The organism is Streptomyces sp. CLCI03, from assembly GCF_053615355.1.
This window is the reverse complement of record NZ_JBSIFU010000001.1, coordinates 170,621-194,929: the sequence shown is the minus strand read 5'-3', so window position 1 is coordinate 194,929 and position 24,309 is coordinate 170,621. Positions and strand designations below refer to the sequence as shown.

Annotated in this window: 20 protein-coding genes and 2 pseudogenes; 5 read left to right on the top strand and 17 right to left on the bottom strand. The window is 69.1% G+C overall.

Features of this window, described 5'->3' with window-relative positions:
* Nucleotides 1–159 precede the first annotated feature (159 nt).
* On the bottom strand, nucleotides 160–825 hold the full coding sequence (locus ACWG52_RS39335; protein WP_453129153.1) for a recombinase family protein: 666 nt from the start codon (nucleotides 823–825) through the stop codon (nucleotides 160–162).
* 219 nt (nucleotides 826–1,044) lie between these two features.
* Nucleotides 1,045–1,335 (bottom strand): annotated as a pseudogene (locus ACWG52_RS39330) (response regulator transcription factor); the annotation flags it as partial.
* A 101-nt stretch (nucleotides 1,336–1,436) separates the two neighbouring features.
* Here ACWG52_RS39330 and ACWG52_RS39325 point away from each other — a divergent pair.
* Both ACWG52_RS39325 and ACWG52_RS39320 read left to right on the top strand, forming a co-directional pair.
* Nucleotides 1,437–2,266 (top strand): annotated as a pseudogene (locus ACWG52_RS39325) (IS5 family transposase).
* Nucleotides 2,263–2,706: a hypothetical protein gene (locus tag ACWG52_RS39320; protein WP_453129151.1), complete on the top strand. Its 444-nt coding sequence runs from the start codon at nucleotides 2,263–2,265 to the stop codon at nucleotides 2,704–2,706. The pseudogene ACWG52_RS39325 and the gene ACWG52_RS39320 overlap by 4 nt, the downstream one beginning before the upstream one ends.
* A gap of 9 nt (nucleotides 2,707–2,715) precedes the next feature.
* Here the strand turns inward: ACWG52_RS39320 and ACWG52_RS39315 are convergent, their stop codons facing one another.
* The 4 genes from ACWG52_RS39315 to ACWG52_RS39300 form a co-directional block, all read right to left on the bottom strand.
* Nucleotides 2,716–2,985 carry a helix-turn-helix domain-containing protein gene (locus tag ACWG52_RS39315; RefSeq protein ID WP_453129150.1) on the bottom strand — a complete coding sequence of 90 codons (270 nt, stop codon included), beginning with the start codon at nucleotides 2,983–2,985 and terminating at the stop codon, nucleotides 2,716–2,718.
* A gap of 122 nt (nucleotides 2,986–3,107) precedes the next feature.
* On the bottom strand, nucleotides 3,108–4,031 hold the full coding sequence (locus tag ACWG52_RS39310; protein WP_453129149.1) for a hypothetical protein: 924 nt from the start codon (nucleotides 4,029–4,031) through the stop codon (nucleotides 3,108–3,110).
* A gap of 318 nt (nucleotides 4,032–4,349) precedes the next feature.
* Nucleotides 4,350–5,183 carry a hypothetical protein gene (locus ACWG52_RS39305; RefSeq protein ID WP_390141691.1) on the bottom strand — a complete coding sequence of 278 codons (834 nt, stop codon included), beginning with the start codon at nucleotides 5,181–5,183 and terminating at the stop codon, nucleotides 4,350–4,352.
* On the bottom strand, nucleotides 5,170–6,618 hold the full coding sequence (locus tag ACWG52_RS39300; protein ID WP_453129147.1) for a replication-relaxation family protein: 1,449 nt from the start codon (nucleotides 6,616–6,618) through the stop codon (nucleotides 5,170–5,172). Before ACWG52_RS39300 ends, ACWG52_RS39305 begins: the two co-directional genes overlap by 14 nt.
* A 681-nt stretch (nucleotides 6,619–7,299) precedes the next feature.
* On the opposite strand from ACWG52_RS39300, the gene ACWG52_RS39295 reads away from it, so the two are divergent.
* The gene (locus ACWG52_RS39295; protein WP_390141695.1) at nucleotides 7,300–7,557 is read left to right on the top strand and encodes a hypothetical protein; all 258 of its coding nucleotides are present in this window, start codon (nucleotides 7,300–7,302) and stop codon (nucleotides 7,555–7,557) included.
* 287 nt (nucleotides 7,558–7,844) lie between these two features.
* On the opposite strand, the gene ACWG52_RS39290 is transcribed toward ACWG52_RS39295, so the two are convergent.
* The gene (locus tag ACWG52_RS39290; protein WP_453129146.1) at nucleotides 7,845–8,507 is read right to left on the bottom strand and encodes an ABC transporter permease subunit; all 663 of its coding nucleotides are present in this window, start codon (nucleotides 8,505–8,507) and stop codon (nucleotides 7,845–7,847) included.
* Between the two features lie 379 nt (nucleotides 8,508–8,886).
* Nucleotides 8,887–9,165 (bottom strand): transposase family protein, encoded by a 279-nt coding sequence (locus ACWG52_RS39285; RefSeq protein WP_453129187.1) that lies wholly within the window; start codon nucleotides 9,163–9,165, stop codon nucleotides 8,887–8,889.
* A 17-nt stretch (nucleotides 9,166–9,182) separates the two neighbouring features.
* Between ACWG52_RS39285 and ACWG52_RS39280 the strand changes: the two genes are divergently transcribed.
* Both ACWG52_RS39280 and ACWG52_RS39275 read left to right on the top strand, forming a co-directional pair.
* A complete protein-coding gene (locus tag ACWG52_RS39280; RefSeq protein WP_390169537.1) occupies nucleotides 9,183–10,868 on the top strand; it encodes an acetolactate synthase large subunit in 1,686 nt (561 codons plus the stop codon).
* Between the two features lie 154 nt (nucleotides 10,869–11,022).
* Nucleotides 11,023–12,537, top strand: a complete 1,515-nt coding sequence (locus ACWG52_RS39275; protein ID WP_390141702.1) for an FMN-binding glutamate synthase family protein — start codon at nucleotides 11,023–11,025, stop codon at nucleotides 12,535–12,537.
* A 287-nt stretch (nucleotides 12,538–12,824) separates the two neighbouring features.
* Here ACWG52_RS39275 and ACWG52_RS39270 read toward each other — a convergent pair whose 3' ends face one another.
* From ACWG52_RS39270 to ACWG52_RS39230, 9 genes are all read right to left on the bottom strand, one after another.
* Nucleotides 12,825–13,007 carry a DUF5302 domain-containing protein gene (locus ACWG52_RS39270; RefSeq protein ID WP_390141704.1) on the bottom strand — a complete coding sequence of 61 codons (183 nt, stop codon included), beginning with the start codon at nucleotides 13,005–13,007 and terminating at the stop codon, nucleotides 12,825–12,827.
* Nucleotides 13,008–13,231: 224 nt separating this feature from the next.
* A complete protein-coding gene (ahcY, locus tag ACWG52_RS39265; protein WP_453129143.1) occupies nucleotides 13,232–14,650 on the bottom strand; it encodes an adenosylhomocysteinase in 1,419 nt (472 codons plus the stop codon).
* A gap of 60 nt (nucleotides 14,651–14,710) precedes the next feature.
* Nucleotides 14,711–15,673 carry a methylenetetrahydrofolate reductase [NAD(P)H] gene (metF, locus tag ACWG52_RS39260; protein ID WP_390141784.1) on the bottom strand — a complete coding sequence of 321 codons (963 nt, stop codon included), beginning with the start codon at nucleotides 15,671–15,673 and terminating at the stop codon, nucleotides 14,711–14,713.
* A 20-nt stretch (nucleotides 15,674–15,693) separates the two neighbouring features.
* Nucleotides 15,694–19,173, bottom strand: a complete 3,480-nt coding sequence (metH, locus tag ACWG52_RS39255; protein WP_453129142.1) for a methionine synthase — start codon at nucleotides 19,171–19,173, stop codon at nucleotides 15,694–15,696.
* Nucleotides 19,170–20,156 (bottom strand): carbohydrate kinase family protein, encoded by a 987-nt coding sequence (locus tag ACWG52_RS39250; RefSeq protein ID WP_390169612.1) that lies wholly within the window; start codon nucleotides 20,154–20,156, stop codon nucleotides 19,170–19,172. Before ACWG52_RS39250 ends, metH begins: the two co-directional genes overlap by 4 nt.
* Before the next feature lie 91 nt (nucleotides 20,157–20,247).
* Entirely contained in the window at nucleotides 20,248–21,456 is a 1,209-nt protein-coding gene (gene metK, locus ACWG52_RS39245) for a methionine adenosyltransferase (protein WP_390140195.1), read from the bottom strand.
* 41 nt (nucleotides 21,457–21,497) lie between these two features.
* The gene (locus tag ACWG52_RS39240) at nucleotides 21,498–22,052 is read right to left on the bottom strand and encodes an NADPH-dependent FMN reductase (protein ID WP_453129140.1); all 555 of its coding nucleotides are present in this window, start codon (nucleotides 22,050–22,052) and stop codon (nucleotides 21,498–21,500) included.
* A 13-nt stretch (nucleotides 22,053–22,065) separates the two neighbouring features.
* Complete coding sequence (locus ACWG52_RS39235; RefSeq protein ID WP_389818257.1) at nucleotides 22,066–22,983, bottom strand: LLM class flavin-dependent oxidoreductase; 918 nt, start codon at nucleotides 22,981–22,983, stop codon at nucleotides 22,066–22,068.
* Nucleotides 22,983–24,278: an LLM class flavin-dependent oxidoreductase gene (locus ACWG52_RS39230; protein ID WP_389818260.1), complete on the bottom strand. Its 1,296-nt coding sequence runs from the start codon at nucleotides 24,276–24,278 to the stop codon at nucleotides 22,983–22,985. The genes ACWG52_RS39235 and ACWG52_RS39230 overlap by 1 nt, the downstream gene beginning before the upstream one ends.
* Between the last annotated feature and the right edge of the window lie 31 nt (nucleotides 24,279–24,309).

Here is a 24,309-nt window from a genome sequence, read left to right as displayed (position 1 = left end):
CCTCACGGACCATGCCGGGCTGGGCAGCGGAAAGGCAGGACATCGCTTCGCGCCCGCCAGGTCGCACTTCGCGTGCTACGGCACAGCACTGACAGAATTCTGCGCCGCACTGACAAGTGCTCTGCGCACGACACTGAGATTGATCTTGCTGGAGTCGGTCTACTTCGTGGGCGCTTCGATCTGGCGGGGTACGGCGCCGACGCGTAGCTCGCGCAGGTCGGGGATGTGGTTGTAGAGGGTGCCCGGGGAGACGCCCAGCAGCTTGGCGATCGAGGTGATCGAGCGGCCGGGGTCGGGCAGCAGGTCGCGGGCGGCGCGGATGACTTCCTCGGTGGCGACGCTGGGGCGTCCGCCGACCCGGCCGCGCTCGCGGGCGGCGGCCAGGCCCTCGTTGGTGCCGATGACGATGAGTTCGCGGATGAACTCCGCGAGGGCGGCGAAGACGTGGAAGACGAGCCGGCCGCCGGGGGTGGTGGTGTCGAGGTTCTCGTGCAGCGAGGTGAAGCCGATGCCGCGGGTGCGGAGTTCGGCGACCATGTTGATGAGGTCCTGGAGGCTGCGGCCGTAGCGGTCCAGGCTCGGGACGATGAGGGTGTCGCCGGGGTCGAGGAAGGCGTGGCATGCCTTCAGCTCGGGGCGGAGCGCGTTCTTGCCGGACTTCTTGTCGGCGAAGATCTTCCGGCATCCGGCGGCGGTGAGTGCGTCGAGCTGCCGTTCGAGCTTCTGCCCGCTGGTCGAGACCCGTGCGTATCCGATCTTGATCTCGGTGCGGACGAGCGGTTCGGCGACGAGGAGGCCCGGCTCGGCCGGTTCAGGGGTGGTCATGGCCCCGGATCATGTCAGAAAACGGTGGTCCGGAGTTGTTGAATGACCCTGGTTTTTGAAGGGGTTTTTGAAGGCTATGAGAGGTCCGGGTGGCCTTGCGGGGCGATCTTCAGAAAACGAAGGTTTTCTGAAGCGGGGAGAGTGAAGCCAGCCGCTATCGCGATCTTCATTGCTGCTGTGGGGTGGCCCGCCGCTGGCCTGGTCATCCGCCGGTGAACCTCACCGTGGGGGCGCGACCAGGCCGATCTCGTAGGCGAGGATGACGAGGTGGACCCGGTCGCGTGCGTCGAGTTTGGTGAAGAGCCGTGCGAGGTGGGCCTTGGCGGTGGCCACGCTGATGGTGAGCTCTTCGGCGATCTCGGTGTTGGACAGGCCGCGGCCGACGAGGGTCAGGACCTCGCGTTCCCGGTCGGTGATGCCGTCGACCACCGCCCGGCGGGTAGTAGCGGCGGGTTCGGGCCGTGCCGCGAACTCCTCGATGAGACGGCGGGTGACGCTCGGAGCTATGAGAGGGCGGTATGAGAGTGCATAGGGGGATTGTCGTCACCTGAACGTGTGGCGGTGCGGTATCCCGGCCGGCCGACGGCCGTGAGCGTGTTGGGCTGGGCGCCGTGAGTGAGCGCAAGCCCTACAAGACCGACGTGAGCGACGAGCAGTGGGTGCTGGTCGAGCCGGTGATCGCCGCGTGGAAGGCTGCGCATCCCTCGGTCAGCGGCCATCAGGGGCGTTACGCGATGCGGGAGATCGTCAACGCACTGCTCTACCAGGGCCGGACCGGTTGCCAATGGGAGCTGCTCCCGCACGACTTTCCGCCGCCCGGCGCGGTGAAGTACTACTTCTACACCTGGCGTGACGACGGTATCGACCAGACCATTCACGACCTGCTGCGCTGGCAGGTGCGGGAAATGGCGCGTCGGAAGGCGGACCCGAGCCTGGTGGTGCTTGACACCCAGAGCGTGCACGCGGCGGCCGGGGTGCCCGCGCAGTCGACGGGGCGTGACGCGGCAAAAAAGTACCGGGCCGCAAGCGCGGCCTGGCCGTTGACGTTCTGGGGCTGGTGATCGCGGTGGTCGTGGCGGCCGCGTCGGCGCACGAGAACGCCGTCGGCATCGCGCTGCTGGACAAGGTCGCTGCCGACACCGACACCGTGCAGAAGGCCCTGGTCGACCGGGGCTTCAAGAACGCCGTCGTCGCGCACGGGGAGAAGGTGGGCATCTAGGTGGAGATCGTCGAGCGCAATCCCGCGCAGACCGAGTTCGTTCCCCAGGCCAAGCGGTGGGTCGTGGAACGCGCCTACGGGATCTTGATGCTGCACCGCAGGCTGGTGCGCGACTACGAGCATCTGCCCCGCAGTTCGGAGTCGCGGGTGTATTGGGCGATGACCGCGGTGATACTGCGCCGGCTGACCTCGGCGATCGTGCCCGCCTGGCGCACCGCATGACCGGCGGGGAGCTGACGCTCGGCGCGGTGCTGGCGCGGCTGGAGGAGCGGGAACGCGAGATCGCCGCGCAGGCCGAGACGACGCGGGAACAGATCACGCAGCTGACCGCCCAGCTCGACGAACTCGGCCGGGCCGCCGAAGAAGTCCGGATCACCCGCAAGACGCTGCTGGAGCTGCCGGACCCGCAGCCGCCCGCGCCGCCGGCACTGAAACTGCCGGACCATCCGGCCTACCAGCAGATCTTGGCGGTGTTCACCGCGGCCGACCATCCGCTGCGGGCCCGGCAGGTGTGCGAGGCGATGGACCTGCCGGTCGCGCCCAACAACATCGACAACACCCGCCTCAAGCTCAAGCGGCTGGCCGACCGCGGAATCCTGGCCGAAACCGAGCCAGGACTGTTCACCAGGCCACGTCCGCAATCGCCCGGGGTTCAGCCCTGACCAGCGCGCCTACTCGAGGTCCACGGCGGAGTCGGCCGATGCCTCACGGCCCATCGCCTCGGACGGCGCGGTCTTGATGCTGCCCGGAGCACAGCCGAGGAGTTCCTCGAAGGTTCGGGCAACGGTCGGGGTGGGCAGGTCCCCACGGCCGCTTTCGAAGGTCCTGATGGTCGCCTCACTCAGCCAGGTGCGGCGCGCGAGTTCACGCTCCGAGATGCCTTCGGCCTCACGGAACTCGATGAGGGCTCTCGCCAGCCGTGTCGAATCCTCTCCACTCATGACCGCAGTATGTCGCCGAGCCCGGGCCGGGGAGCCCTGATCTGCACGCCAATCTCATAGCAGAGTCAGATACAAGGCAAAAGCCTGCATACCGCCCTCTGAGATGTTGGTAAGCCCGGCTATCAGAAGTTGTGGAATGGTCCTCCATCCCATGAAGATCCACGGACTTCACTCGGCTCCCAGTCCGCGTAGAAGTCGGTTGGTGACTCATCCAGCCTGACCTCCTCCGCAAGCCCCTCCAGCTCTTCAAGTTCCTCATGCTCGACACGCAGGTCGCAGGCCGGGCATGTGAAGACGAAGGGGGTGAACATGACCGCCCACTCATCCTCGTCAACGTGCGTGTCACCACTAAGCCAGCCCTGCGAGTCGCATGCCGGGCAGGTGGCGGGCTCGTCGTGTTCGATGTAGCCGGGAGGGGAGACTCGTGCAATCGTGCCGAGGACGAGCTCGCGTTCCTTCTGGGGCAAGTGGCCGTAACGTTCAGAGAAGACATCCTTGGCCCGGGCAAGTTTGCTCTCCAGCCGGACACGGACAGCTTCCACGTTCTCCTCGAGAAGCCGGTTGTGCAGGGACTCGTAGCGGCCCCAGTAGGAAGTGTCGATCTTGAGCTCGACGAGCAAGGGGTCGATCAGCCGGAGACACGTGGTGAAGACGGCATTGACCTCTGACCGGTCGTACATGCCACTGTGTGCGACGCCGTTACGAGCATTGGCTAGTGGTCCAAGCGCCCGCTGATCGACCGGCATCTTCTTCCGCAAGATCTTCTGCGCTCGGGCATGGGCTTCGGCCAAGCCGATGGTCTTGACCTGCTCCGCGGGAACCGAAGCGTGTGCCCCGTGACCCGTCGCGTGCAGCAAGGAGTTGAAATCCTTGCCCTCCACTATGAGAGCCGGGTGGAGGCTGGCCAGGTATGACTTGAGGAGATGCTCGGCAGCGATCCCGGCGTGGTGGACCGCCAGGTCATGGGACGACGGGCCTTCGGCGAGCGCGGCGAAGGCCGCGATCATCCATTTGCACGAAGAGAGCTTGAGACGTTCAGAGTCCATGGCCAGAACACTAGGCGGCTGGAGCAGGCACATTGTCGGAATTTCGGTGGCACTCAATAGTGCCACCGGCGACATGCGGCCGCCGGGACGCGGGCCCGGGTGGGGCGCGGCGGGGTGGGCGTTTCGGTACGGACACCGGCGCGACCGGGGAACCCCCTTCGCCAGAGCCTCCGTCCTGGGCCACCCGGTGGAAGCACCGGGCACGCCGGCTTCGCAGCGAGGCCAGCATCCATCTCGTCAGAGGAGCGGCCACCGCCGTCGGCGGAAGCATCGTGATCTACGCGAGCACCTGGGTCCCGGTTCGCTGACTCATGGCACTCAATCCGCGGCGGCCATCATCAGGTCGTCGCGGATGCCCTGAGCCCGTTCCTGAGACTGACGCAGGACGGAGACGAGCAGCATAATGGCGATCGTGCAGTGCCCCCGGCTGAGGTGGTCGAGGGGCAGGTGATGCAGAACGGCGTGGCGAGAGAGGTTCTCGGGCAGCGGATCGTTGCTTTCGGGGTAGTAGCGTGCGAAGAGGGTGGCCAGGGGCGCAAAAACGTACTGCCGGGCTGGCAGGTAGTCGTTGGGTTTCTGCCTACCGATCCTTCCGAGAGCGACGTGCGTACGCTTCTCCGTCTCGGTCAGGGTGTACAGAATCTGTTCCAGCGCAGCGATGGCAAGAGTCGCTGCGGCCTCCCGGTGCCCGTCATCCCAAGCCGCCAGCGCCTTGTGCCCAGCCTTGATCTCCGCTGTGAGCCACTCGTCCAGGCACTCGTCGAGACGCGCGTGGCACAGGCTTCGGATTTCTTCCTCTGCGGCAACAAGAACTGCCAGCTTTTCATCGTGGGTCGGGCCGGCCGCCGCAAGCTTCCGGAGAACGTCCCGGTCGGGAACCCAGGCAACCGGGATGCCGTGCACCTGGGCGAGATCGAGAAGTTGCTCCAGAGATACGGTGCTACCCCACCAGTTCTCGTGCCGGAGGGGCTGCGCGTAGAAGCCAGGCATGTCTTGGCTTCCGTGGACCTCGGGGTTATAGGTGTCCCAGACCCTGGCCCAGTCACGCAATTCTTGGATGGAAGCGCTGTGTCTTCCAGCGCCAGGATCGGTGTACGCCGTCACCTGTGCATCGTCTTCGCGTGGGAGCCGCGACTCCTCATCCTTGTCCATGTGTCCCAGCATCCCAGTCGCCACCGACAGGCTTACCCAAGGCGTCAGGGGCTTGCCCGGGGCGGAAGCGGGAGCGCCAGCCGCGGGCCTTCTCTGCGGTCGCGGTGACCTCCGCATCCAGGCGGTTGCGGTCGGCCTGGTCCGCAGCCGCGACCGTCTTGGCCTCGCACGGCTCGCACAGCGTCGAGTACCACCGGTGGCCCGGCTTCGGGGACAGCTGGGTGTTCTCCGATCGGTCGTTGTCGAACTTCGTCCCGCAGCCACCGCAGACAGGGCGAAGGGCCTCGCGCTCGGCCCTCTTCTGCTCCGCTGCACGGCGCAGCCGCACCTGGTACTCCTCCTGCTGTGCTCGCGCCCGCTCCGCCCGGCGGGCGAGGGCGGCATCGCGTCGAGGGTTGCCGATCGCGTCGCGCAGGGGCTGCATGTGGGTACGGCCGAAGCGGAGGAAGATCGGGCCGTTGGGGCCGTGTTCGCGCAGGTTGCGCAGGCCGGTCGCGATGATCGGGATCTTGCGGTCGTAGCTGCTGAACCCGTCAGCCGGCTCGCCCGCCCACAGCGGGTGGGTCAGTTCCTGGAGCCGCGGGAGGGTGCGGTTGGGGTCGCGGGCGCCGATGTGGTTGAAGACGATCAGCACGGGCGGGTGCGGGGCCTCTCCTCGCTCTGCGACGCGGGCCATCCAGCGGGTGCGCCACATCGGCTTGTCCTTGCCGTCGGTGTCCTTGATCTGGCGCTTGAAGAACCTGGAGTACTTCAGCAGCTTTGCCGCGATCTCCTCGGCGGTCTCGTGGCAGTTGTCGACCTCGATGAACAGCAGCGGGATCTGGTCCTGCGGTGCGGTGAGCACGATGTCGGCCTGGGCGCCGCCCTTGCCCGGCGCACCCCACGTGCCGGTGGCGGGCAGCGGGACCTCGGTCGCGTAGGAGGCGATCGTGCCGATACCGGCCGGGGCGTCGACGGCGGCCTGCGCGGACGCCTTGGCTTCGGCCGGCTCCCCGGTGAGTAGCCGGAGGTCGGGTTTGGGGCGGAGCATGGCGATGACGGTCTCGTTGACTGCCATGGGGTGGGTGGCCCCGCTGGAGCCCGCACCGCGGGCGGTGGAGCCCATCTCCGTGAGCGGGCGTCCGAGCTCGTAGGAGGCAGCTTCCAGGCCCTTGGTGGTCAGGTTCCGCAAGGTCTCCCCCGCTCGGGTGGTGCCGCCGTTCTCGGCGAGACCGTGCTTGCGCAGATCGGAGAGCGCACCCGCGTGCGAGGCGGTGCGGGCGGTCTTCCGCTCCGAGGCGGTGGCCTTCGTGGTGTGGCGGTAGGTCAGGTGCGGTGAGGCAATCCGCTGGATCTGGTCGGCCGTGGCCACCTTCAGCACCCCCAGCACGCGCAGCACATCGCCCCGCAGGTCGTTCGAGGATCCCGCCGGATTCGTCAGCCGCCTGCCGGCCATCAGCTCCACCCCTTCAACGCTCGCGACCAGCTGCACCGGTCGGCCGCAAGCCGGACCTGCCTGGTCGTGGAGGGCGCCGGGCCCCCCTGGAACCCGATGATCTCCTCCCATACGGACAACAAGAGGGGTGTGACGGAGCGGATTTCACGCTGATTCGGGCGCTGACCTGCATGTTTGTCGCCCTGCCGGGTGTCGGGCACCCAAGTGGGTACCCAAGGAGGATCCGAAGTGCCCCCTCAAGGAGTCCACTTCGGCTTGCCCAACCAGCGCGGGGCTTGCCCGCGTCCAGCGCGGCGCCCGGCGGAGCCGGCGTCCGCGTGCCGTCTGCCGGGTGGCAGTGGATCGTCGCCATCGTCGTATCTCCTTCACGCACTCACTGCCCCACACCGGGGCCGAGGAAGGAGAGCGTGCAGAGGTACCCCTTGGCCGTTGTCTGACGGTCGCCCATCGCAGAGCAGGTCAAGCGGAGATACGGCCTACGCGGCTACGCGGTCGACCTGGTCGAGGGGGCTCAGCGTCGAGTGGAGCGCTGGTCAAGGGGTTCCGGTAAGGCCCCTTGACCGCAGGGTTTGTCCGTTTCTGAGGGGAGGAGAGAGCTCCGGCCTCGATCCACAGGACCCCGCCGGAAGCTGTCGGGACATCGCCATGATCGGCACGGCAGCCATACGTCAGGAGCTGCCCGTGTCACCCATCGTTCCCTCGCTACCCCCGCACCTGGTCCAGCTCGACCTCGACTACATCCTGGCGGTGGAAGCCGGAGACGACGCCACGGCGTCGCGGCTCGCGCCCGAGGTGGCGCAGCTGTCGGGACTGCTGCCGGCCATCGCAGAGCTGGTCGTCTTCCCCGTGCCCGCGCTGTCCGACGACACCGAGCCCTTCGCCGACTCCTTCGTCGTGGACGAGGTCGGCGTCCTCTACCTGATGGCGATCAGGGAGTGATCCATGCACGCGCCCGCGGCTGCCGCTCCGTGCATCGCCCGCACCATCGCGCACTTCATCGGCCAGGTCCTCGCCGACACCCGGCCAACATCATCCGGACGCTGCGGGTGCTGCGCGACGAACAGGTGGAACGGGCCCGTGCGGTGGTGGAGACCGTGGTGGCTCTGCACCGTTCCGCGAGCTCCGCCAGGCCCTGAGCGCTGCCGTCGCCCTCGCAGTAGTCGGTGCGGCAGGGTTCGCCGACGGCTTGCTAGTCGCCCGGCCCGGCATCGAGGCTCGCGCCTCGTCTACGCTGCGTCGCGCCGAGAGTAGGCCCAGGCTCCCGCGGCTCCGATGGCGAAGGCAAACAGGGCATGCACCACCACTCCGGTCCAAGGGTCGAGCCCGCTGCCGAGTAGCGTCCGTTCGAGCGCGGCATCTGCGCCATCGCCGGTGTCGGGGGCTCCCGACATGGCTGCCCGCGCGGCCGCGAAGGGCAGAACGCCAGGCAGACTGTCGGCTCCGAGGAGCTGGCCCAACAGTACGCCTGCGGCCCGCTCTATGATCAGCGGCCACAGAACGAGCACCAGCACGGTGGCTGTTCGGTTGCGTACGAGTGCCGCTACCGAAGCGGCCACTGCCGGCCAGCAGGCCATGACCAACACGAACCGCAAGAGCGCCGGCAGAGTTTCTCCCCAGGAGGGCTGGGGCATGCCCCCGAGCAACAGGGCCAGTGCTCCGGCAACTCCAGCGATCAACGCCGTCGCCAATGCGGTGGCGGTCACCATCAGGCTCGCGACGCAAATTTTCGCGACGAACGCCGTACGTCGGGAGGCGGCGGTGAGCCAGGTCGTAGGGGCTGTTCCGCGGGTGAGGTCGGTGCTGACAGAACCGGTACCGATGGCGATCAGGAGCAGGGCTAGCAGCGGAAGCTGAGTGGCGGTGGGAGCCCACTGCAGGTTGTCGGCCACGGCCGCTGGGGTGGGGGGCCGGAAGGGGCTGTGTCAAGGAGAAACGTGCGGAGTGGCCAACCTGGTCAAGGGGGGTGCGCTCTCGGCTGCGCACCCTGGTCAAGGGGTGCCGCACCGGTGCGGTGCGAGCGCACGGTCGCGGGAGTGGAGTCCACCGGTTGGAGTCCACCCGGGGCGGTGTCGGGCATCGCGGTGTCCACCGCACCCCCGCGCCCACCCGGTGGGCTCCACTCGATGGAGTCGGTGGAACACACCGCCGGCCGGAGCGGGGGCCCACACATCGGGTGGACTCCATCGGGTGGGCTCCACTGAGCCTCCGCCAACTTGAAGTCGCAGTTCAAAGGGCTGGTGTGACCGATTCTCCACATGCTCACGCTGGTCATGGACGGGAGTCCGCGAAGAAGATCATCTGTCGGCGGTTGATCTCGATGTTCGTCAGGACGAGCAGAGCGCGCAGGAGGCGGGTGGCGCGGGCGGGGTCGGTGGGGAGCTTGATGAGGATCCGCCAGTTCTTGAGATGGGCGAAGCCGTGCTCGACCGGTGCCCGTCCGATCGCGAGGACGCGGTTGGCTTCCTTCTGGTCCGGGGTGAGCTTGTGAGTGCGGCCGGCCGGGGTAGACGGCTGACCGGTCCGCCCATCGGCGCGGCCAGAACTCAGGAGAGGACACGATCAGCGTGAGCGACGCCGAGCACCGGAAGCAGACCCCCGACGGAGCGGCCGAACTCCTGGTTCGCTGCCTGGAGAACGAGGGCGTCGAGGTGGTGTTCGGCGTACCCGGCGAGGAGAACATCCGTTTCACCAACGCCCTCGCCCGCTCGGAGAAGATCCGCTACGTCCTCACCCGGCACGAGCAGGCCGCGTCTTTCATGGCGGAGATGCACGGCCGGCTCACCGGCTCGGCGGGGGTGATGTCCGCGACGCTGGGGCCCGGCGCGATCAACCTGATGCTGGGCGTCGCCGACGCCATGACGAACAGCACGCCCGTCGTCGCGATCACCGCGCAGGTCGGCAAGGAGCGCAACTACAAGGAGTCCCACCAGTTCGTGGACCTGGTGAGCATGTTCGCCCCGGTCACGAAGTGGTCGGCGGAGGTCCCGACCACCCAGGCCATCCCCGAGATGGTGCGGCGCGCGTTCAAGACCGCGGAGTCCGAGCGGCCCGGCGCCGTCTATCTCGCCGTGCCCGAGGACGTCGACGCGGCGACGGACGGCTCGGACCTGCGCCCGCTGCGCAGGAACGTCGTGCAGCCCGAGGCACCGTCCCCGAAGCAGATCGATCGAGCGGTGGAGCTCCTGCGGGAGGCCCGCCGGCCGGTGATCCTCGCCGGACACGGCGCGGCGCGCGGCGGCGCCGCGGAGTCGCTGACGGCGTTCGCCACCGCACTCGACGTGTCGACGGCGACCACCTTCCACGGCAAGGGCGTCCTGCCCGACGACCACCCGTGCGCGACCGGCACGTTCGGCTTCATGCGGCGCGACTACACCAACTTCGGGTTCGAGGAGGCCGACGTCATCATCGCCGTCGGCTACGAGCTGCAGGAGTTCGACCCGTCCCGGATAAACCCGGACGGTGACAAGAAGATCGTCCACATCCACCGCGTCCCGGCGGAGGTGGACGACAGCTACTCGGTCGACGTCGGCATCATCGGCGACATCTCTGCCTCCCTCGACGCCCTCGCCACCGAACTCGACGGCCTGCGCTGGACCGTCGACGACGAGGACACCACGGCCACCCGCGCGCTGCTGGCCAAGGAACTCGAGCGGGGCGCCGCGGACGAGCGCTACCCGCTCGCCCCGCAGCGCGTCATCGCCGACACCCGCGCCGCGCTCGGTCGCGACGACATCGTGCTGGTCGACACGGGCGCGCTGAAGATGTGGATGGCCCGGCTCTACCCGACGTACGCGCCGAACACCTGCCTCATTTCCAACGGCTTGTCCACCATGGGCTTCGCGCTGCCCGGCGCGCTCGCGGTTCAGCTCGCCAGGCCGCAGACGAAGGTGCTGGCGGCGGTCGGCGACGGCTCGTTCCTCATGCACTCCCAGGAGATCGAGACGGCGGTCCGCGAGAACATTCCGCTGACCGTGCTGATCTGGGAGGACAACGGCTACGGGCTCATCAGGTGGAAGATGGACCTGGAGGTCGGGGAAAACTCCAACACCGACTTCGGCAACCCGGACATCGTCCAGTACGCCCGCAGCTTCGGCGCGAAGGGCTACCACATCGAGTCCGCCGGGGACCTGCTGCCGACGCTGCGTGAGGCACTGGCGGACCCGGGCGTGTCGATCATCAAGTGCCCGGTGGACTACGCCGAGAACATGAACCTCATCGAGCACCTCGGGCACCTCGACTCGGCGCTCTGACCCGCCCGCGGCGCGGCCCGACCCCCGTACGGGCCGCGCGGCGGCCCTCCCGCAGGGGCGGTGCCCTCGGGTCTCCGGCATCGCGTGGCATGTCCGCGGCGCGGGGTAGATGGTCAGCGTGAGGTTCGGCCGGTCGAGGAGAGGAACGATTGTGATGCGTGCTCGGAGCATAGGTGCGGCAGCCGCCACGGGGTTGGCGCTGGTGGCCGCCCGCGACCTCGTGCAGAAGAAGCACGCGCTGCTGAGGAACTTCCCCCTGGTGGGACACGCCCGGTATGTGCTGGAGACGATCGGCCCCGAGCTACGGCAGTACATCGTGACGTCCAACGACGAGGAGCGTCCCTTCAGCCGTGACCAGCGCAGCTGGATCTACGCGTCGGCGAAGGGGGAGAACAACTACTTCGGGTTCGGCACCGACAACGACGTCGAGCACGTGCAGGGTCATGCGTACGTGAAGCAGCGTACGTTCGCCGGTGCGCTGCCCGATCCGAGCGACCCGCAAGCGGCGTTGCCCTCGGCCAAGGTGCTCGGCGGACCGCGCGGCCGCGCGAAGGCGTTCCGCCCGGCGAGCGTCATCAACATCTCGGCGATGAGCTTCGGCTCGCTGTCCGGCGCGGCCGTCACGGCGCTCAACAAGGGCGCGGCGCTGGCCGGGACGATGCAGAACACCGGCGAGGGCGGCCTGTCGCCCTACCACCTCAACGGCGGGGACCTTGTCCTCCAGATCGGTACGTCGTACTTCGGCTGCCGCAACGAGGACGGGACGTTCAACCTCGACAAGCTCAAATCACTGGTCGCGGGCGCGCCCGTCAAGGCGATCGAGATCAAGCTCTCGCAGGGCGCGAAGCCGGGGCTCGGCGGCATGCTGCCGGGCGCGAAGGTGACCGACGAGATTGCCGGGATCCGCGGCATTCCTGCGGGCAAGGACTGCGCTTCGCCGTCGCGGCACACCGCGTTCCACGACGTGGACTCGATGCTCGACTTCGTGGAACTGTTGGCCACGGAGACCGGATTGCCGGTCGGGATCAAGAGCGCCATCGGGGAGATGGGCTTCTGGGAGGAACTCGCCACGCTGATGGCGCGGGGTGAGCGAGGGGTCGACTTCGTGACCGTCGACGGTGGCGAGGGCGGCACCGGGGCGGCTCCCCTGATCTTCGCCGACTCGGTGTCCCTGCCGTTCCGCGTGGGCTTCTCCCGCGTCTACGGCGTGTTCGCCGAGCGGGGCCTGACCGACGACATCACCTTCATCGGCTCCGGCAAGCTCGGCCTGCCCGAGAACGCCGTCGTCGCGTTCGCCCTCGGCGTCGACATGATCAACGTGGGCCGTGAGGCGATGCTGTCCATCGGCTGCATCCAGGCCCAGAAGTGCCACACCGACAAGTGCCCCACCGGCATCGCCACCCAGAACCCGTGGCTGGCGCGCGGCATCGACGCGCCCTCGAAGGCCATCCGGGCCGCGATGTACCTGCGCACCCTGCGCAGGGAGTTGCTGAAGGTCTCGGGCGCCGTCGGTGTCCCCCACCCGTCGCTCATCACCCCCACCGACATAGACATCCTGAACGGCGACTACGACGCCCGCACCCTGGGGAGTGTGTACGGCTACAAGGATGGCTGGGGCTCGCTCGGGCCGGAGCTCGCCCATGAGATCGCCGAACTGCTCACCACCTGAGATGGCTACTCGGCCACCTGTCTTCAACCGTCATGCCCTGCGCAGCACACGAACACATCCGATTCAAGCCGGTACATGCCGATTCGACGAAGCACCTCGCGCTCGGTCACTTCCCACAGCACCGGAGTCTTCGCCGTTGTGGCTGGAATACACCGCCTGCCCGGGTTTCATCCAGCGAGGCTCCAGTGAAATTCCAGCGCATGCGTTCGCCACATTCACTCTGTGAACAGAAAAGCCGCCGCGGCTCATTCCCATGGAATGAGCCGCGGCGGCACAGGGGGTGGAGATCAGCCGGTCTTCCTGCGGATGAACCGCTTCTGTCCGGCCGAACCGCTCATGTTCTTCACCCGAAGGCGGCCCTCTTCGTGGGCCGTTCGGGCGCGCGTGACCTGGGCCTTACGTTCCAGGATCTCGCGGAACTTCTCCTTGACATCCTGAGCATCGCCACCGTCGAACGACTTGTCAGTCATACATACCTCCTGAAATCAATCGATGAAAAAATCTGGCACAGGAATCCAAGAACAGCGACCCCGCATTTCCGATACCGGCGAATTGAATCAGCCGTTCACGAAGGGCAGGGCGTGTTCGAGGACGGGGTGGGGTGAGGGGCGACCGCCGGCCGGGCCGCTTCGGGGGCGGCGAGTTCCAGCACCTGGGGCCCGGCTCGAATGCGGGTGTCCGCCGAGAGCAGTGATCAGTAGCGGTAGTGGTCCGGCTTGTACGGGCCCTCGACCTGGACGCCGATGTACGCGGCCTGCTCCGGGCGGAGCGTGGTGAGGCGGACGCCGAGGGCGTCGAGGTGGAGGCGGGCGACCTTCTCGTCGAGGTGCTTGGGGAGCACGTAGACGTCGGTCGGGTACTCCTGCGGCTTGGTGAAGAGCTCGATCTGGGCCAGGGTCTGGTCCGCGAAGGAGTTCGACATCACGAAGGACGGGTGACCGGTCGCGTTGCCGAGGTTCAGCAGACGGCCCTCGGAGAGGACGATCAGGACCTTGCCGTCGGGGAACTTCCAGGTGTGGACCTGGGGCTTGACCTCGTCCTTGACGATGCCGTCGATCTTCGCCAGGCCGGCCATGTCGATCTCGTTGTCGAAGTGGCCGATGTTGCCCACGATGGCCTGGTGCTTCATCTTGGCCATGTCGGCGGCCATGATGATGTCCTTGTTGCCGGTCGTGGTGATGAAGATGTCGGCCGTCTCGACGACGTCGTCCAGGGTGGCGACCTGGTAGCCGTCCATCGCCGCCTGCAGCGCGCAGATCGGGTCGATCTCGGTGACGATGACGCGCGCGCCCTGGCCGCGGAGCGACTCGGCGCAGCCCTTGCCGACGTCGCCGTAGCCGAAGACGACCGCGACCTTGCCGCCGATGAGGACGTCGGTGGCGCGGTTGATGCCGTCGATCAGGGAGTGGCGGCAGCCGTACTTGTTGTCGAACTTCGACTTGGTGACGGCGTCGTTCACGTTGATCGCCGGGAAGAGGAGGTCACCGGCCTGCATCATCTCGTAGAGACGGTGCACACCCGTGGTGGTCTCCTCGGTCACACCGCGGATCTCGGACGCGAGCTTCACCCAGTCGATGCCGCTGCGCCGCAGCAGGCCGAGGACGGCGGCAAGTTCCTCGTTGTCGGCGGTGGACGGGTCAGGGATGGAGCCGGCCTTCTGGAACTCGACGCCCTTGTGGACGAGGAGGGTGGCGTCACCACCGTCGTCCAGGATCATGTTGGGCCCCTCGGCGCCGGGCCAGGTCAGCGCCTGCTCCGTGCACCACCAGTACTCCTCCGGCGTCTCGCCCTTCCAGGCGAAGACGGGGATCCCCGCGGCGGCGATCGCGGCGGCGGCGTGGTCCTGGGTGGAGAAGATGTTGCAGGAGGCCCAGCGGACGTCGGCGCCGAGGGCGACGAGGGTCTCGATGAGCACGGCCGTCTGCACGGTCATGTGCAGCGAACCGGTGATGCGGGCGCCGGCCAGGGGCTGCGCCTCCGCGTACTCGGCGCGGATCGACATCAGACCCGGCATCTCGTGCTCGGCCAGGGTGATCTCCTTGCGGCCGAACGCGGCGAGACCGATGTCGGCGACCTTGAAGTCGGTGAAGTCGGCAGGGGTCGTGCTGGTCATGGTGACTCCGGTGGTGGATGAAGGGCCAGTGCGTCACAGCACTGGGCCGTGCCTTTCGGATCAGGCCGGCCTGATCCGGCTCGACCCGAAAGAGGCGGCCTGGACGCCCAGGTTCTGATGGATTTCGAGGGTCGCGGTGGAGCGGTTCAGGGTGATGTAGTGGAGGCCCGGAGCGCCCTCGGCCAGAAGGCGTTCGGCCATCGAGGTCGCGTAGTCGACGCCCACCCGGTGTCCGTCGGCCGGGTTGTCCTGCACTGCCTCCAGCCGGCGGGCCAGAGCGGACGGGAAGCGGGCGTCGCTCAGTGCGGCGAATCGCCGGATCTGGCGGAAGTCGGTCGCCGGCATGATCTCGGGGATGACCGGTGTCAGGCAGCCCACCGATGCCAGTCGGTCACGCAGCCGCAGGTAGTCCTCGACGTGGAAGAACATCTGCGTGATCGCGTAGTCGGCGCCCGCCCTGCACTTGGCCGCGAAGTGGCGGATGTCGTCGGTCCATCCGGGAGAGCGCGGGTGCCGCTCGGGGAAGGCGGCCACGCCCACGCTGAAGTCGCCCAGCTGCCGGATCATGCCGACCAGCTCGTGTGCGTGCGTGAAGCCCTGCGGATGCGGGGTCCACTCGCCTTTCGGGTCGCCCGGCGGATCCCCGCGCAGGGCGAGGACGTCCCGGATGCCGGCGTCCGCGTACTGGCCGATGATGTGGCGCAACTCGGCCCGCGAGTGGCCGACCGCCGTCAGGTGCGCGACCGGGCGCAGGGTCGTCTCGGCCGCGATCCGCTTGGTGAGCTCGACGGTACGGTCCCGGGAGGAGCCGCCGGCGCCGTAGGTGACGGATACGAACGAGGGCGCGAAGGCTTCTATCCGGCGGATCGCGTTCCAGAGGGTCCGCTCGCCCGCCTCGGTCTTGGGCGGGAAGAACTCGAAGGAGTACGAGCGCCGGCCCGTGGCCAGTAGTTCGCGTACGCCCGGGCGCGCGGCGGGCTTGAGAGGGACGGGGGTCGGCCGTTCTGCAACGACGGCTGCCATGGGATCGAACCTTTCCGGTGTCAGCGTGCGTTGAAGTACGTGGCCGCGGGGTGGTGGATGACGAGCGCGTCGGTGGACTGCTCCGGGTGGAGCTGGAACTCCTCGGAGAGGTGGACGCCGATCCGTTCCGGCCGGAGGAGATCTGCGATCTTGGCGCGGTCCTCCAGGTCGGGGCAGGCGGGGTAGCCGAGGGAGTATCGGCAGCCTTGGTACTCGGTGCGGAACATGCCGTGCATGGAGGCCGGGTCGGATCCGGCGATGCCCAGTTCGGAGCGGACGCGGGCGTGCCAGTACTCGGCGAGGGCCTCGGCGAGCTGGACGGAGAGGCCGTGCAGCTCCAGGTACTCGCGGTAGGCGTCGGCGGCGAAGAGCCGGGCCGTCTCCTCCCCGATGCGGCTGCCGACGGTGACGACCTGGAGGCCGATGACGTCGGTCTCGCCGGACTCCTCGGGGCGGAAGAAGTCCGCGAGGCACAGGCGGCGGCCGCGGCGCTGGCGCGGGAAGGTGAAGCGGGTCAGCTCTCCGCCGAACTCGTCCAGGATGATCAGGTCCTCACCCTTGGAGACGCAGGGGAAGTAGCCGTGCACGACGGCCGCTTCGAGGAGCCCGTCGGTGTGCAGCCGATCGAGCCAGCCGCGCAGCCGGGGCCGACCCTCCGTTTCGATGGTGTCGGCGTCCTTCAGGCCCCACTGGCCCTTGAAGAGGGCGGTCTCGTCGAGCCAGGAGGCGTAGTCCTTGAGCGGGATGCCCTTGACGACCCGGGTGCCCCAGAACGGCGGGGTGGGGATCGGGTTGTCGACGGACACGTCGGAGCGGCCGCCGGGCTCCTCGCGTTCCTCCACCAGGGATCCTGCGGCGCCGGCCCCCGATGCGTCGGCGCGCCGAGGCACGCGGCGCTTCTTCAGGGGCGGAAGCTCGGCTCCGGGGACTCCCCGCTTCACTCCCATCAGCGCGTCCATGAGGCGTAGGCCTTCGAAGGCGTCGCGGGCGTAGCGGACCTCGCCCTCGTAGATCTCGTGGAGGTCCTGTTCGACGTAGGCGCGGGTGAGGGCGGCGCCGCCGAGGATGACCGGGTAGTCGGCGGCCAGCTTGCGCTGGTTCAGCTCCTCCAGGTTCTCCTTCATGATCACGGTCGACTTCACGAGGAGGCCGGACATGCCGATCACGTCGGCCTTGTGCTCCTGGGCGGCTTCGAGGATCGCGGAGACGGGCTGCTTGATGCCGATGTTGACGACGTTGTAGCCGTTGTTGGTGAGGATGATGTCGACGAGGTTCTTGCCGATGTCGTGGACGTCGCCGCGGACCGTGGCCAGCACGATCGTGCCCTTGCCCTCGTCGTCGGTCTTCTCCATGTGCGGTTCGAGGTAGGCGACGGCCGTCTTCATGACCTCGGCGGACTGCAGGACGAAGGGGAGCTGCATCTGGCCGGAGCCGAAGAGCTCGCCGACGACCTTCATGCCCTCCAGCAGGGTGTCGTTGACGATGTCGAGGGCGGGACGGGTCTGCAGGGCCTCGTCGAGGTCGGTCTCCAGGCCGTTCTTCTCGCCGTCGATGATGCGGCGCTGCAGTCGCTCGTCCAGCGGCAGGGCGAGGAGTTCCTCGGCGCGGCCGGCCTTGAGGGACTTGGTGTTGACGCCCTCGAAGAGGGCCATCAGCTTCTGCAGCGGGTCGTAGTCGCCTTCGCGCCGGTCGTAGATCAGGTCGAGGGCGGTGGTGACCTGCTCCTCGTCGAACCGGGCGATCGGCAGGATCTTGGAGGCGTGGACGATCGCGGAGTCCAGGCCCGCCTTGACGCACTCGTCGAGGAAGACCGAGTTCAACAGGACACGGGCCGCCGGATTCAGACCGAAGGAGATGTTCGACAGGCCCAGGGTGGTCTGGACGTCCGGGTGGAGTCGCTTGAGCTCGCGGATCGCCTCGATCGTGGCGATGCCGTCCTTACGGGACTCCTCCTGACCGGTGCAGATCGTGAAGGTCAGCGTGTCGATGAGGATGTCCGACTCACGGATCCCCCAGGTGCCCGTCAGGTCGGCGATGAGCCGTTCGGCGATCGCGACCTTGTGCTCCACGGTGCGGGCCTGCCCCTCCTCGTCGATCGTCAGCGCGATCAGCGCGGCGCCGTGCTCCTGGGCCAGCCCCGTGACCTTCGCGAAGCGGGACTCGGGGCCGTCGCCGTCCTCGTAGTTCACGGAGTTGATGACCGCCCGGCCGCCCAGCTTCTCCAGACCCGCCCGGATGACGGGCACCTCGGTGGAGTCCAGGACGATCGGCAACGTGGAGGCGGTGGCGAAACGACCGGCGAGCTCCTCCATGTCGGCGACGCCGTCACGGCCGACGTAGTCCACGCACAGGTCGAGCATGTGCGCGCCCTCACGGATCTGGTCCCGGGCCATCTCCACGCAGTCGTCCCAGCGGGCCTCCAGCATGGCCTCACGGAACTTCTTCGAGCCGTTGGCGTTGGTGCGCTCACCGATCGCCATGTACGAGGTGTCCTGACGGAACGGCACGGTCTGGTAGAGCGAGGCGGCGCCGGGCTCGGGCCGGGGGGTGCGCTCGGTGACCGCGGTGCCGCGGACCCGCTCCACGACCTGGCGCAGGTGCTCGGGGGTCGTGCCGCAGCAGCCGCCGACCAGGGAGAGCCCGTACTCACGGACGAAGGTCTCCTGCGCGTCGGCGAGCTCCGGGGCGGTCAGCGGGTAGTGCGCGCCCTGCTTGGTCAGGACCGGCAGACCCGCATTGGGCATGCAGGAGAGCGGGATACGGGCGTTGCGCGCGAGATAGCGCAGGTGCTCACTCATCTCCGCCGGCCCGGTGGCGCAGTTCAGGCCGATCATGTCGATACCGAGCGGCTCCAGCGCCGTCAGGGCCGCGCCGATCTCCGAGCCCAGCAGCATCGTGCCGGTGGTCTCGACGGTGACGGAGCAGATCAGCGGGACGCTCACGCCGAGCGCCTCCATGGCCCGGCGGGCACCGATGATCGAGGACTTCGTCTGCAGGAGGTCCTGCGTGGTCTCCACGAGCAGCGCGTCGGCGCCGCCGGAGAGCAGGCCCTCGGCGTTGACCTGGTAGGCGTCGCGGATCCGGCCGTAGGTGATGTGGCCCAGCGTGGGCAGCTTCGTGCCGGGGCCCATCGAGCCCAGCACCCAGCGCTGCTGCCCCGTGGACGCGGTGAACTCGTCGGCGACCTCGCGGGCGATACGCGCACCGGCCTCGGACAGCTCGAAATTGCGTTCGGCGATGTCGTACTCCGCCAGAGCCGCGTAGTTCGTGCCGAAGGTGTTGGTCTCGACGCAGTCCACACCCACCGAGAAGTACGCCTCGTGGACGGAGCGCACGATGTCGGGGCGGGTCACGTTGAGGACCTCGTTGCAGCCCTCCAGCTGCTGGAAGTCCTCCATGGTGGGGTCCTGCGCCTGGAGCATCGTTCCCATGGCACCGTCGGCGACGACCACACGGGTCGCGAGCGCCTCCCGGAGGGCATCGGCCCGGGTCCGGTTCATATCAGCTTCTCCAGCGCCGGGCCCAGCAGCCGGGCCGGTTCGGGCCCGTACACCGCGGCGACCGTCTCCAGCAGCCCGGCACCGTCGACCTCGTAGTCCTGGGGACCCACGGTCCGGAGGGCGAGGGCTGCCACCGCGCAGCCCAGCTGAGCGGCGGTCTCCAGCGGCAGCTGCCAGCTGACGGCGGCGAGGAAGCCCGACCGGAAGGCGTCGCCGACGCCCGTCGGATCCTCGGTGCGGACTCCGGGGACGGCCGGCACGGTGAGTGCGGGCTCGCCCTTGCGCTCGATCCGGACGCCGTCGGCGCCCCGGGTGGTCACCCAGGTGCCGACCCGATCGAGGATGTCCGGCTCGTCCCAGCCCGTGCGCTCGCGCAGCAGCGCGGACTCGTAGGCGTTGGTGAACAACCAGCGCGCGCCCGTCACCAGCTCCCGCACCTCGTCGCCGTCGAGTCGGGCGAGCTGCTGGGAGGGATCGGCGGCGAATTCGATGCCCAGTGCCCGGCACTGGCGGGTGTGGCGGACCATCGCGGCCGGGTCGTTGGGCGACACCAGCACCAGGTCGACGGGAGAGTCGCCCGGGTCGGTGAGCCTGCTCAGGTCGATCTCGACCGCCTCCTCCATGGCGCCCGCGTAGAAGGACGCGATCTGGTTGGCGTCCTCGTCGGTCATGCACATGAAGCGCGCGGTCTGGCGGGTGTCGGAGACGTACACCGCGCTGGTGTCGACCCCGTGGTCCTTGAGCCAGACCTCGTACTCGTGGAAGTCCGCGCCCACCGCCCCGGCGAGGACGGGGGCCAGGCCCAGTCCGCCGAGCCCGTAGGCGATGTTGGCCGCCACCCCGCCCCGCCGCACTTCGAGCGAGTCCACGAGGAAGGACAGCGAGACGTGTTCCAGCTGGTCCGGGAGCAGCTGGTCGACGAATCGGCCCGGGAAGGCCATGAGGTGATCCGTGGCAATGGATCCGGTCACCGCGATACGCACGTGGCCTCCTGATCGGGACGGTGTGGGCCGGGGTCCCGTGGTCGGCGGGGGCGGCTTGCGGGGCGGGGTGGGGTGGGCGGTCGTACGGGGGTCAGCGGGCGGCTGCGGCCTTGAGCTGCTCGGCGCGGTCGGTGCGCTCCCAGGTGAAGTCCGGCAGCTCACGGCCGAAGTGGCCGTAGGCGGCGGTTCGGGCGTAGATCGGGCGCAGCAGGTCCAGGTCGCGGATGATCGCGGCCGGACGCAGGTCGAAGACCTCGGTGATGGCCCGGCTGATGCGGTCGCGGGAGGTCGTCTCGGTGCCGAAGGTCTCGACGAAGAGACCGACGGGCTCGGCCTTGCCGATGGCGTACGCGACCTGGACCTCGCAGCGCGAGGCGAGGCCGGCGGCGACCACGTTCTTGGCGACCCAGCGCATGGCGTAGGCGGCGGAGCGGTCGACCTTCGACGGGTCCTTGCCGGAGAAGGCGCCGCCACCGTGGCGGGCCATACCGCCGTAGGTGTCGATGATGATCTTGCGGCCGGTGAGGCCGGCGTCGCCCATCGGACCGCCGATCTCGAAGCGGCCGGTCGGGTTCACCAGCAGGCGGTAGCCCTCGGTGTCCAGCTTGATGCCGTCCTCGGCCAGCCGGGCCAGGACGTGCTCGACGACGTGCTCACGAATGTCGGGAGCGAGCAGGCCTTCGAGGTCGATGTCCGAGGCGTGCTGCGAGGAGACCACGACCGTGTCGAGGCGGACGGCCTTGTCGCCGTCGTACTCGATGGTGACCTGGGTCTTGCCGTCGGGGCGCAGGTACGGGACGGTCCCGTTCTTGCGGACCTCGGACAGGCGGCGCGAGAGCCGGTGCGCGATGTGGATCGGCAGCGGCATGAGCTCGGGGGTCTCGTCGCAGGCGTAGCCGAACATCAGGCCCTGGTCGCCGGCGCCCTGCTTGTCGAGCTCGTCCTCGTCGCCCTCGACGCGCTTCTCGTAGGCGGTGTCGACGCCCTGCGCGATGTCCGGGGACTGGGCGCCGATGGACACCGAGACGCCGCAGGAGGCGCCGTCGAAGCCCTTCTTCGAGGAGTCGTAGCCGATTTCGAGGATCTTGTCCCGGACGAGCTGCGCGATCGGCGCGTAGGCCTTCGTCGTCACCTCTCCCGCGATGTGCACGAGACCCGTGGTGATGAGGGTCTCCACGGCGACGCGCGAGGTCGGGTCCTCGGTGAGGAGCGCGTCGAGGATCGTGTCGCTGATCTGGTCAGCGATCTTGTCGGGGTGGCCCTCGGTCACGGACTCCGAGGTGAACAGACGGCGGGACATGTTTCTCCAGGGTGCGGGTTGGCAGGTTCGGAGGGCGGCCGTCAGAGGGCGGCCGGGGCCAGCATGCGGGCGCCGAGCAGGAGTTCGCCGACGGCGCGGTCGATGCGGGCGGTCAACTGCGGCGGCGGCTCGGCGGCGGTCAGTTCCGAGCGCTGTGCGATGACCTGGGTGGGCACGGCCCAGCCCCCCAGGGAACGGGCGACGGCGCGCAGGTGGTCGCAGGCGGCAGAGCCCGGGTGAAGGGTGCCGCCGGTGGCGGCCACCAGCACCGGCTTGTCGCGCAGCGCCGCGCGCGGTGCGTGGTCGAGCAGGTTCTTCAGGGCGCCGGAGTAGCTGCCGTGCTGGACCGGTGTGACCAGGACGACGGCCCGGGCGTCCGCGAGTCGGTCGGCCAGGTGGCGGACGCCAGGGTCCTGGGCGAGGGCGCCGCCGGTGTAGGCGTCGGCGTCCAGGCCGGGCAGCCGCAGCAGGCTCCGGTCCAGGTCGGATACGACGGCGTCGAGGTCGCGCCGTTGGATCCGGTGGCGGATGAGTCCGGCCAGGCGGGCGGTGCTGGACGCGGCCGCCGTGCTGCCGGTCAGGATGAGCGTCTTCATCGGGGTCGCTCCGTCAGGACGCCGCGGCGGCGAGGCGGCCGGCCGGGTGCGCCAGGCCGAGGCGGTCGCGCAGTGTCGTGCGGGGAGTGGAGGAGGCGCGGAGCAGGCCGCAACGGCGCAGCTCTTCGGCGGTGGTGGTGAGGAACGGGTCGTCGGGCGCGGTGAGCGGGACGATGAACCCGTCGGCGAGTCGCGCGGTGCACCACTGGGCGATCTCGTCGGCGCCGGCACCTGTGGGCAGGGTGAAGGCGACCTTGACGGCGTCCGCGTCGCGGCCGGCGTCGAGGACGTCCTGCCGGACGCGGGCGCGGATCCGGCCGGCCTCGGCCGGGTCGTCGGTCTCCAGCAGGAGGAGGTCCGCGTCGGCGGCGAGTGCGGGGTCGGTCGCAGCGATCACCGGGTGGCCCTGGGGCGGGCGGGCGACGTTCAGCGGGCCGGCGACCGTGTAGTGCTCGCCGTCGTGGTCGAGCCGCTGGAGGCCGTCGAGCCTCCAGTAGACGCCCCCGGCGCGGTCGTGGACGAAGGCGTCGGCGTCGAAGCTCTCCCACAGGCCCTTGACGACGTGGAGGTACTCGGCCGCGGCGGCGGTGCCCGGGCCGGTGCCGGTCGCGCACCAGCCGGCCCGGCCGTGGCTGAGGTGGTCGAGGGACGCGGTGATCCGGGCCAGATGGTAGGGCGCGAGGCTGCCCGGCGGTGTGGCCGGCAGCAGGCCGATGTGCTCGGTGACGGCGGCCAGGGCCGCGGCGGCGGTGGTGCCTTCGTAGGCGGCCGGTGCCTCGGCGTCGCCGTCGCCGAGCAGCAGGGCGTCGAGGCCGACGCGCTCGGCGGCGTGCGCGAGGGCCTTGAGACCGCGCAGGTCCAGCGGGCCCCTGGTGTGGGGGGCGACGGCCGCGATGAGCAGCGGGGCGGGGGCGGTGTTCTGGGCGGACATCACGCGGAACCTGCCTTCTGGGAACGTACGGGGAGGTCGAGGCCGAGGTTTTCGCGCAGGGTCGTGCCCTCGTAGGCGGTCCGGTACAGGCCGCGGGCCTGGAGTTCGGGGACGACGTGGTCGACGAAGGCGTCGGCCGAGCCGGGGAGGTAGGGGAAGTCGATGTTGAAGCCGTCCGCGCCGCCCTGCGTGAACCACGACTCCATGTGGTCGGCGATCTGCTCGGGCGTACCGGCGATCACGTCGCCCATCAGGCGCAGGGCGAGGCCGCGGATCGACAGGTTCTCGCGGCGGGCGAGGCCGATCAGACGCTCGGTGGTGCTCTGGGACTGGTTGGTGTACGGGATGTCGGGGACGGGTCCGTCGACGGGGTGGCCGGTCAGGTCGAAGCCGAGGAAGTCCTGCAGGGTGCGCAGGGCGACGTGGTCGGGCACCAGGTCCTGGAGTTCGGCGAGGATGGCGCGGGCCTCGGCTTCGGTTCCGGCGATGATCGGGGAGAGGGTCGGCCAGACCAGGACCTTCTGCGGGTCGCGGCCGTGGCCGGCGACTCGGGCCTTGAGGTCGGTGTAGAAGTCCTGGGCGTCGGCGAGCCGGTTGTGGCGCGTGAAGATGACTTCGGCGTGGCGGGCCGCGAACTCCCGGCCGACCGGGGAGGACCCTGCCTGGATGATGACGGGCCGGCCCTGCGGGGGGCGGGCCACGTCGAGCGGCCCGACGACGTCGAAGTGTTCGCCGTGGTGGTGGACGGGGGTGCCCGGCAGGCCGTCGCGGAGGTCGGCGCCCGCGTCCCACAGCTGCTTGACGACGTCGATGAACTCCTCGGCGCGTTCGTAGCGCCGGCCGTGCTCCAGGTGATCGGCGCGGCCGAAGTTCACGGATTCCCACGGCGCCGCGGAGGTCACGACGTTCCAGGCGGCGCGGCCGCCGCTCAGGTGGTCGAGCGAGGCGTAGCGGCGGGCGATGTGGTGCGGCTCGTTGTAGGTGGTGGTGGCAGTGGCGGCCAGGCCGATGTGCTCGGTGGCTGCCGCGTAGGCGGCGAGCAGCGTCAGTGGCTCGAAGTGCTCGGCGCGCGAGGTGTGGCACAGGGAATCCAGGTGGGTGCCCCACACGGCGACGATGTCCGCGATGAACACGGCGTCGAACAGGCCGCGTTCCAGGGTCCGCGCGTTGCGGACGTGGAAGTCGAGGTCGAGCTGGGCGTCGGCCTGGGTGGCGGGGTGGCGCCAGGCGGCGACGTGGCCGCCGGGGCCGTCGATGATGCCGGCGAGGGTGATCCGCCTGCGGGGTCGTGACATGGGAAGGCGCTCCTTGGGGGCCGGGGGTCGG